An 8,662-nucleotide genomic window follows, 5' to 3' on the forward strand; every position below is an offset into this window, starting at 1 on the left:
GGATGACGCAGGTCCCACCCACCTACTACGCGCCGGTGGTCGTCCGGGGGCCCTGGTGGACCGACGAGGAGCCCTCGCTGCGGGTCACGCGGACCTCGGGTGGGGCCGCGGTGGCGATCTGGACCGCGGGCGAGGGCCCGAGCGTGCTGCTCGTGGCCCCCGACGCCGGGCTGCACGATCTCTGGTCGCCGCTCTCGCCCCTGCTGCGCGACCGGGTGACGGTCCACGCGCTGGACCGTTCCGGGCTGAGCTACGCCGACGACGTCGAGCAGGTGGCGGTGGCGGCGACCGCGGTCGGTGCGGAGTATCTCGCAGGCTTCGCCGACGATCTCGCCCTGCTGCGCGACGCAGGCCGTCGCGCCGGCTCCGTGCGGGCGGTCGCCGTGCTCGTCGTCGCCGGGGAGGCCGTGGCGGACGAGCTGCTCGATCCCGACCTCATGGGGCGGGTGGAGGTCTCCAGCCGGGTGGTCTCCGACCTGACCGAGGCCGACGCGCAGCGCTTGCTCGACGTTCTGGTGGAAGGAGGGGAGCGGCAGTGACCCTCCCCAGCGAGGCCGGCCGGGTGGTGCTGGTCACGGGCGGTGCCACGGGCATCGGTGCCGAGATCGTCGCCGAGTTCGCCGGGGCGGGCGCGGACGTTGTCGTCGCCGACCTCGCCGAGCCCGGCGCGGACGCGGCGAAGGCCGAGTACGTGCGGGTCGACATCACCCGCGACGATGACCTCCGCGGCCTCGTCGAGGCGACGGTGGACCGGCACAGCCGCATCGACGCGCTGGTGAACTGCGCGGCGATGTACAAGACGCTGGGCGGGAAGCGGGCGCTGGAGGAAATCGGGCTCGACGACTGGGACCGGGTGATGCGGGTCAACACCCGGGGCACCTGGCAGGCCATGAAGGCCGTCCTCCCGGCGATGTCCGAGCACGGCGGGCACATCGTGAACATCTCCTCGACCACGGCCCGCAACGGCTCGCCCGGGTTCGCCCACTACGTGGCGTCGAAGGCCGCGGTCGAGGGCCTCACCCGGGCGGCGGCCCGCGAGCTGGGCCCACGCAAGATCACGGTCAACGCGGTGGCCCCCGGCCTGGTCGACGACGAGGCGACCAGGGTCCTGAACGACGCTGCGTACGTCGCGGCCGCGTCGGGCAGGCGGGCCATCCCGCGGTCGATGTACCCCTCGGACCTCGTCGGCGCCGTGCGGTTCCTCGGCGGGCCAGGCGCGGGGTTCATCACCGGCCAGGTCCTGGTCGTCGACGGGGGAGGACTCTTCACATGAGCGACCTGATCACGGTGACCGACCCGAGCACGCTCGAGACGCTCGGCGAGGTCCCGGTCAGCACCACCGCGGAGGTGGAGGCGGCCGTCGGCGCCGCCGACGCGGCGCTCGAGGGCTGGGCGGGCGACCGGGTGCGCAGGCTGGCGTTGCTGCGGGCCTGGGCCGAGGAGGTCCGCCGGGACCAGGACGCGCTGGCCGCGGCCCTGGTGGCGCAGACGGGCAAGCCCGTCGTCGAGGCACGCCGGGAGGTCGCGTCCTGCGCGGCCACCCTGGACTTCTACGCGGGCCTGGGGCGCTACGTCGGCGGGCGCGCCGGGACGCTGACCGACGGCAGCGAGGCCCACCTGGTCCGCGAGCCGATCGGCGTGACGGCGTTCATCACCCCGTACAACTACCCGGCGACCTTGCTGATCCGGGACCTGGCGCCCGCGATCGCGGCGGGGGTCACCGCCGTCGTCAAGCCGGCACCGCAGACCACCCTGGTCACCCGGCAGCTCGTGGAGCTGGGGTACCGGGCCGGGGTGCCACGCGACGCCGTGTCGATCGTCGTCGGCGGGGGAGAGGTCGGGGAGGCGCTCGTCGGGCACGACACCGTGCGGGCCGTCGCCTTCACCGGCTCTACCGGCGTCGGCCGGGCTATCGGGCGGCTGGCCGCAGACGGGGTGAAGCAGACCCTGCTCGAGCTCGGTGGCAAGAGCGCGTCGGTCGTGTTCGCCGACGCCGATCTCGAGACCGCGCTGTCCACCTCGCTGAAGGCGGGCGTAGTGACCGCGGGGCAGATGTGCATGGCCTGCACCCGGATCCTCGTGCAGGCCCCCCGGTACGACGAGGCGGTCGTCCGGCTGACCGAGCTGGCGGCCGACCTCACGGTCGGGGACCCGCGCAAGGAGACGACCACGCTGGGGCCGCTCATCTCGCGGACCCAGTTCGACAAGGTGCGCCACTACCTGGACGTCGCGGCCACCGACGGCACGATCGTGACCGGCGGCGAGGCGGTGCACCCCGACGGGCTGCCCGGGCACTTCCTCACCCCGGCGCTGGTCACCGGCCTGCCGGTGGACTCCGCGGTGGTGCAGGAGGACATCTTCGGTCCGGTGATCTCGGTCGAGTCGTTCGACACCGTGGAGGATGGCGTCGCGCTCGCCAACGCGACCCCGTTCGGGCTCGCCGCGGCGGTGTGGACGTCGGACATCGACACGGCGTGGCAGGCGAGCAGGCGGATCCGGGCGGGTTCGGTCTGGGTCAACGGCTACAACCGCAACGCTCCAGAGATCCCGAGCGGGGGCCACAAGCTCTCCGGCCTCGGCCGCACGCGCGGGGTCGAGGGGATCGAGCAGTTCACCGAGCTCAAGAACATCCACTTCAGCACCGGCGGCCGGGCGGGCACCCAGGCCTGATCGACCATGTGTACTCGCACATCCCGAAGGAAGAGGCGAACGATGCGGATGTACGGATCTCGGCAGTCGGGGTGGCCGCCGGGCGACCGCCGACGTACGGGATGACAACGTCCACCTCGGACGAGTCGATCCTGTTCGCCTCGCGTTAGGCAAGCCATTCACCGGCCGCCCTGTTCTGTATGGCGTCCGACCTTCCATTAGACGGGATCCGAGAGGGCTGAGCGTGATGACTGGGACCTTGACGGGTCGCGTGGTATTCGTCACCGGAGCGGGTAATGGACTGGGGCAAGAGTACGCCCACAGGCTCGCCAACGCGGGGGCGCGGGTTGCTGTCGTCGACGTCGACGGAGAAGCCGCGCGATCGACCGCCGAGGAGATCGGCGCCGAGGTGGGTGAGGACCGTGTCTCGAATTTCGAGCTGGATGTCCGGGATGCTGCGGCAATCGGTGCGGCGGTGCGTCATGTCACCGACGCTTGGGGGCGTCTCGACGCCTTGGTCAACAACGCCGGCGGATCGCTCTATCCGGCGAGACCCGTGGATTCCTTCACCGACGAGCAGTGGACTCACATCATGGAGGTGAATCTGAAGTCCGTCTGGCTCTGCACGACCGCGGTCCTTCCCGTCATGCGCGCCGCGGGATACGGCAAGGTCGTCAACGTGTCGTCGACCACGGTCGCCCGTGGTGAACCTCGAGGCCTGGCCCCGTACATCGCTGCCAAGGCCGGCGTGACGGGCCTGACACGTGCCCTTGCCCGAGAGCTCGGCGGCGACGGAGTACGAGTCAATGCCATCGCCCCCGGCTATGTTGCCCTCACGGGGCACCGTGCTCATTCTCCCGACGCCGCCCAGGCGCTTCAAGGACGGATCACCTCCGAGCAGTGCCTTCCGTTTGCGCTGTCACCCGCGGATGTCGCCGGAGCCGTGGAGTATCTGTGCTCGGCAGCCTCTGATTCCGTGACCGGGCAGGTCTTCAACGTCGACGGAGGCTGGGCCCACAACTGAAAGGGAGCGCCCCGCCATGGTGAACGGCCGAACGTATCGCGTCGTCCAGACGCGACTGGCTCCGGTGTCGCGTAGCGCAGATCAGCGATCGTGACGCTCGACTCTCATGATCGGTCACGATCATGAGCACCTCGGTTTGCAGATGGAGAAAGCGATGAGCTCAACGGAGAGCGCGAACGATGTCACGTCGTCCACATCAAAGGAACTGCGACGGGTCGTCCTGTCCAGCTATCTTGGGACGGCCCTCGAGAACTACGACTTCCTGCTATACGTCACGGCCGCCAGCCTCGTGTTCGGGAAGGTGTTCTTCAGCGGCTTGCCTCCGGTTGCCGCGACCATCGCCTCGCTGGGGACGCTCGGAGCTGGTTATCTGAGCCGACCCCTCGGTGCGCTGATCTTCGGCTACGTCGGCGACCGGTTCGGGCGCAAGCCCGCGCTGGTCTGGACACTGATCATCATGGGCGCGGCGACCACTCTGACCGGGCTGCTGCCGACGAGCCAGCAGGTGGGTGCATTGGCGCCGATCCTGCTGGTCACCGTTCGGGTGGTGCAGGGGATCTGTGTGGGTGGCGAGTGGGGTGGCGCGGCGCTCATGGCGTTCGAGCACGCGCCCGAGCGTCACCGTGGATTCGCGGCCAGCTTCGTCAATGCCGGTCAGGTGAGCGGTACGGCGCTGGGCGTAGGGCTGCTGGCCTTGTTCTCGCTGCTACCCGACGAGCAGTTCATGTCCTGGGGATGGCGGATCCCGTTCCTGCTCAGCGCCGTGCTCGTGGGAGTGGGACTGTGGATCCGTCTGGGGATCGCGGAGTCGCCGTTGTTCATCGACCAGCAGCGCAACGGGCGGGGTGCCGGCGACGTTGAGGATGTCCCGCTCTGGTCGGTCCTGCGCCGGCCGAAGTCGTTCCTGCTGATCTTGTTCGCGCTTCTCGGCCCGTTCCTGCTCACTGCCGGAATCGGTAGCTCCTTCGGCCTCGCCTACGCGAGACAGAACGGTCTCGACGCCTCGGCTGTCCTGGGCATCACATTCGTGGCCTCAGTCGTATGCATTCCGTTCGCGCCCTTGGCGGGAGCCTTGTCCGACCGCTACGGACGGCGCGGAATCATGATCGGCGGGCTTGTCGGCGCGATCGTGTTCATCTACCCATTCCTCCTGATGACCGGCTCTGGTGACACCGGTCCGACATTGATTGCCTTCATCGTCCTCTATGCTTTCATCATCACGCCGATCTTCGCGGTCAGCGTCGCATTCCTCGCGGAGCAGTTCGAAACCAGCTCCCGGTACACCGGTGCCTCCTTGGGGTTCCAGCTCGCCTCGACCGTCGGAGGCGGGTTCGGCCCCGCTGCTCTCGCCTCGCTTCTGGCCGTGCAGAACGGCGGTATCGGCCTGATCCTCGTCCTCGTCATCGGCACCTGCCTGCTCAGCGTTCTCGCGATCATCCTGACCAGCAGTCGCCGGCTGCCCGCGACCTCGGGCGTGGTCACGGCGCAGGAGGGTGCAAGTTGACCGGGCGGTTGGCCGGGAAAGTCGCGTTGATCACGGGATGCGGAAGCGGGCAGGGGCGGAGCGCGTCATTGCTGTTTGCCCGAGAGGGTGCCCGCATAGTGGGCTGCGACCTGGATTCGACGGCCGCCGACGAGACGGCTCGGCTCGTGAACGACGGTGGCGGTCGCATGGTGGCGCTGGCCCCGGTCAACTGCAGCGACGAGGCTGAGGTGAAGAGCTGGATCGACTTCGGCGTCGACACGTTCGGCGATTTCGACATTCTGTACAACAATGCGTCCGGCTGTCGATTCGCCCCGATCGAGGAGATGACCCGGCAGGAGTGGGACTACACGCTGGCGAATGAACTGACGTTGGTCTTCCTCGCCGTCAAGCATGCCGTTCCCGTGTTCCGACGGCGGGGCGGCGGTGTCGTCCTCAACACCGCGTCGACCCAGGGCCTGCGCGCAGGTGCGCCGGGCACCTTCGCCCATTCTGCGACGAAAGCCGGCGTCATCGCCCTGACCGAGAGCATGGCAGTGGAGCTGGCGTCCTGCAATGTCCGGGTGAACGCCGTGTCACCAGGTCTCACCAAGACGCCGAGCCTCCTCCCCCAGATCGAGGAATGGGGAGGCGAGGATCGCGTCCGGATGAGATCTCTCAACCACCGCCTCGGCCAGCCTGCAGATGTGGCCAACGCGGCGATCTTTCTCTGTTCCGATGAGGCCGCTCACATCACCGGAGCGAACCTGGTCGTCGACGGAGGCGCCGTGATCGCCCCGGGCGCGGGCAGACCGTCGGCGTCACCTCAGGTTTACGCGTTCCACTGATTCGCCACTGGCGTCGCCTCGAGCAAGGTGCAGTTCTCGTTTGAGGTGAACCGCCCCCGGCGTGTCGAGACTTCGGACTCGCCGGGCTCCTCACCATCTGTCAGCGGTGGACTGCGACTCGCCTCCGCACGCGCGGGGTCGAGGGGATCGAGCAGTTCACCGAGCTCAAGAACATCCACTTCAGCACCGGCGGGTAGTGACGCCGCTCGTCGTGATCCGGTGGCTGGAACAGTCCCGGGGATCCCGGCGGGCCGCCGATTACCGTCCGTCTCGAGCGCGGGCGGACCGCAGCGCTGGTTCGCGGGCGGTGCGATGTCGCACTCCCGGACGGAAGGAAGGACGACCACATGCCGGACCTCCAGGCATCGGGCATCCGGGAGGCCGCCGAGCGGCTGCTCGAGGCCACCAGGACCCATGTCCCGTGCGCGCCGGTGCGCGACGTGCTCCCGGACGGGAGCGGGGAGACCGCCTACGCGGTGCAGGGCATCCTGACCGAGCGGGCCCTCGCCGACGGCCGCCGGATGGTCGGAAGGAAGGTCGGCCTGACCTCGCCTGCGGTTCAGCGCCAGCTGGGCGTGGACCGGCCGGACTTCGGCGTGCTGTTCGCCGACATGGAGGTGCCCGCCGGCACCGAGGCGGACTCCGGCCGGCTGCTGCAGCCCAAGGTCGAGGCGGAGATCGCGTTCGTGCTCGCCGCCGACCTCGATGCCCCGGACCTGGACGCCGCGGCCGTGCGGGCCGCGACCGCCCACGTCGTGGCGGCGCTGGAGATCGTGGACAGCCGGATCGCGGGATGGGACATCACCTTCGCCGACACGGTGGCGGACAACGCGTCCAGCGGGCTGTACGTGCTGGGGGCGGAGCGCGTCGAGCTGGGCGACCAGGACCTGCGGACCGTGCGGATGGAGCTGACTGACGGCACCGGCGCTACCGTCAGCGAGGGGACCGGCGCCGCGTGCCTGGGCGACCCGGTCGAGGCGGTGCTGTGGCTGGCCGCGACGTGTCGGGACCTGGGGGCGCCGCTGCGGGCGGGCGAGGTGGTCCTGTCCGGCGCCCTCGGCCCGATGGTCCCCGCGGTGTTGGGCCGCACCTACACGGCGCAGCTCTCGGGGCTGGGCTCGGTGTCGGTCGGGTTCTCGCAGGACGAGCGCGCCGGGCGTGAGGTCATCCACGCCGGCGGAGTGAGGGAGGACGGGCGATGAGGACCGGAGGCGTGACGAAGGTCGCGATCGTGGGGTCGGGCCACATCGGGTCCGACCTGATGATGAAGGTCATCCGGCTGTCGGAGACCCTGGAGATGGGGGCGATGGTCGGCATCGACCCGGCGTCGGACGGGCTCGCCCGCGCGGCCCGGCTCGGGTTCGCGACGACATCGGACGGCGTGCGGGGCCTCGTGGAGCTGCCGGTGTTCGACGAGATCGGGGTGGTGTTCGACGCGACCTCGGCGCGGGCGCACCTGACCAACGCGGCGCTGCTGGAGCCCTACGGGAAGATCCTGGTGGACCTCACCCCGGCCGCGATCGGCCCGTTCGTGGTGCCCGCGGTGAACCTGGACAAGCACCGGACCGCGCGCAACGTCAACATGGTGACCTGCGGCGGACAGGCGACGATCCCGATCGTCGCCGCCGTGTCCCGAGTGACCGACGTGCCGTACGCGGAGATCGTGGCCTCGATCGCCTCGAAGTCGGCCGGACCGGGCACCCGGGCGAACATCGACGAGTTCACCGAGACCACGGCGAAGGCGATCGAGGTCGTCGGCGGGGCCCGCCGGGGCAAGGCGATCATCGTTCTGAACCCGGCCGAGCCGCCCATGATCATGCGGGACACCGTGCTGTGTCTCGCCTCGGGCGGCGACCCGGACGAGATCCGGGAGTCGGTGGCCGCGATGCACGCGGAGGTGTCGCGGTAGGTGCCGGGGTACCGGCTCAAGCAGCAGGTCCAGGTGGACCCGATCCCGGCGGACGAGCCGCTGGGCACGCTGATCGGGGACGCGCCGCGCCCGCGGTGGCGGGTCTCGGTGTTTCTGGAGGTCGAGGGAGCGGCGCACTACCTGCCTCCTACGCGGGCAACCTGGACATCATGACCTCGGCGGCGCTGCGGACGGCCGAGCAGCTGACCGCCGCCGCCCGGATCGCCGAGGTGGCCTGATGAGCACTGGCCCGAAGAGCGGAGCGCTCTACATCCAGGACGTCACCCTGCGGGACGGGATGCACGCCGTCCGGCACCGGCTCACCCCGGACCAGGTGCGCGCCATCGCCTCGGCCGTGGACCGGTCTGGGGTGGCGGCGATCGAGGTTGCGCACGGCGACGGCCTGGCGGGCGCCTCGCTGACCTACGGCCCGGGCAGCAACACGGACTGGGAGTGGATCACCGCCGCGGCCGAGGTCGTGGAGAACGCGGTGCTCACCACGCTGCTGCTGCCCGGCATCGGGACGATCGCCGAACTGGAGAAGGCTTTCGACCTCGGGGCACCGCCGCGCTGGCCCTGGGCCGGCAGGCCGCCCTGCTCCCCGCCCTGGCACCGGAGGAGTGGGGACGGATCGGCTGACTCCTCGTGGCGCCGACCGTCCTCGTTGGACGGGCGGCGCGGGTGTGTGGGAGTCAGATGCCGAGGACCCGCCGCAGTGCGTCGCCGAGCAGGGTCGTAGCCTGGTCCTGGTCCCACTGCGCGTCGCGGTG

The 8,662-nt window shown here is 70.2% G+C and carries 8 protein-coding genes and 1 pseudogene; all 9 read left to right on the plus strand.

From position 1 onward, the window contains the following. Positions 1-2 precede the first annotated feature (2 nt). The 9 genes and pseudogenes from DI005_RS20900 (at position 3) to DI005_RS38645 (ending at position 8,631) form a co-directional block, all read left to right on the plus strand. A complete protein-coding gene (locus DI005_RS20900; RefSeq protein WP_113643235.1) occupies positions 3-539 on the plus strand; it encodes a hypothetical protein in 537 nt (178 codons plus the stop codon). Next, positions 536-1,273: an SDR family NAD(P)-dependent oxidoreductase gene (locus DI005_RS20905; protein WP_113643236.1), complete on the plus strand. Its 738-nt coding sequence runs from the start codon at positions 536-538 to the stop codon at positions 1,271-1,273. The genes DI005_RS20900 and DI005_RS20905 overlap by 4 nt, the downstream gene beginning before the upstream one ends. Beyond that, positions 1,270-2,670, plus strand: a complete 1,401-nt coding sequence (locus DI005_RS20910; protein WP_113643237.1) for an aldehyde dehydrogenase — start codon at positions 1,270-1,272, stop codon at positions 2,668-2,670. The genes DI005_RS20905 and DI005_RS20910 overlap by 4 nt, the downstream gene beginning before the upstream one ends. 250 nt (positions 2,671-2,920) lie before the next feature. Next, positions 2,921-3,673, plus strand: coding sequence for an SDR family NAD(P)-dependent oxidoreductase (locus DI005_RS20915; RefSeq protein ID WP_158559858.1), 753 nt, complete (start codon positions 2,921-2,923; stop codon positions 3,671-3,673). 106 nt (positions 3,674-3,779) lie between these two features. After that, on the plus strand, positions 3,780-5,177 hold the full coding sequence (locus tag DI005_RS20920; protein WP_113643239.1) for an MFS transporter: 1,398 nt from the start codon (positions 3,780-3,782) through the stop codon (positions 5,175-5,177). 26 nt (positions 5,178-5,203) lie between these two features. Further along, positions 5,204-5,983 (plus strand): SDR family NAD(P)-dependent oxidoreductase, encoded by a 780-nt coding sequence (locus DI005_RS20925; RefSeq protein ID WP_255565732.1) that lies wholly within the window; start codon positions 5,204-5,206, stop codon positions 5,981-5,983. Between the two features lie 347 nt (positions 5,984-6,330). Beyond that, a complete protein-coding gene (locus DI005_RS20930) occupies positions 6,331-7,185 on the plus strand; it encodes a 2-keto-4-pentenoate hydratase (protein ID WP_199543043.1) in 855 nt (284 codons plus the stop codon). Then, a pseudogene (locus DI005_RS20935) lies at positions 7,182-8,131 on the plus strand (acetaldehyde dehydrogenase (acetylating)). Before DI005_RS20930 ends, DI005_RS20935 begins: the two are co-directional and overlap by 4 nt. Then, positions 8,131-8,631, plus strand: a complete 501-nt coding sequence (locus DI005_RS38645; RefSeq protein WP_199543045.1) for a hypothetical protein — start codon at positions 8,131-8,133, stop codon at positions 8,629-8,631. Before DI005_RS20935 ends, DI005_RS38645 begins: the two are co-directional and overlap by 1 nt. Positions 8,632-8,662: the final 31 nt, after the last annotated feature.

It is taken from the genome of Prauserella sp. PE36, assembly GCF_003311655.1.
Taxonomy (GTDB): domain Bacteria; phylum Actinomycetota; class Actinomycetes; order Mycobacteriales; family Pseudonocardiaceae; genus Prauserella_A; species Prauserella_A endophytica.

Excerpts from the sequence above, each read along its gene's own strand:
- DI005_RS20910 (WP_113643237.1), top strand. The coding sequence starts at position 1,270 with ATGAGCGACCTGATCACGGTGACCGACCCGAGCACGCTCGAGACGCTC.
- DI005_RS38645 (WP_199543045.1), top strand. The coding sequence starts at position 8,131 with ATGAGCACTGGCCCGAAGAGCGGAGCGCTCTACATCCAGGACGTCACC.
- DI005_RS20920 (WP_113643239.1), top strand. The coding sequence starts at position 3,780 with ATGATCGGTCACGATCATGAGCACCTCGGTTTGCAGATGGAGAAAGCG.
- DI005_RS20930 (WP_199543043.1), top strand. The coding sequence starts at position 6,331 with ATGCCGGACCTCCAGGCATCGGGCATCCGGGAGGCCGCCGAGCGGCTG.
- DI005_RS20900 (WP_113643235.1), top strand. The coding sequence starts at position 3 with ATGACGCAGGTCCCACCCACCTACTACGCGCCGGTGGTCGTCCGGGGG.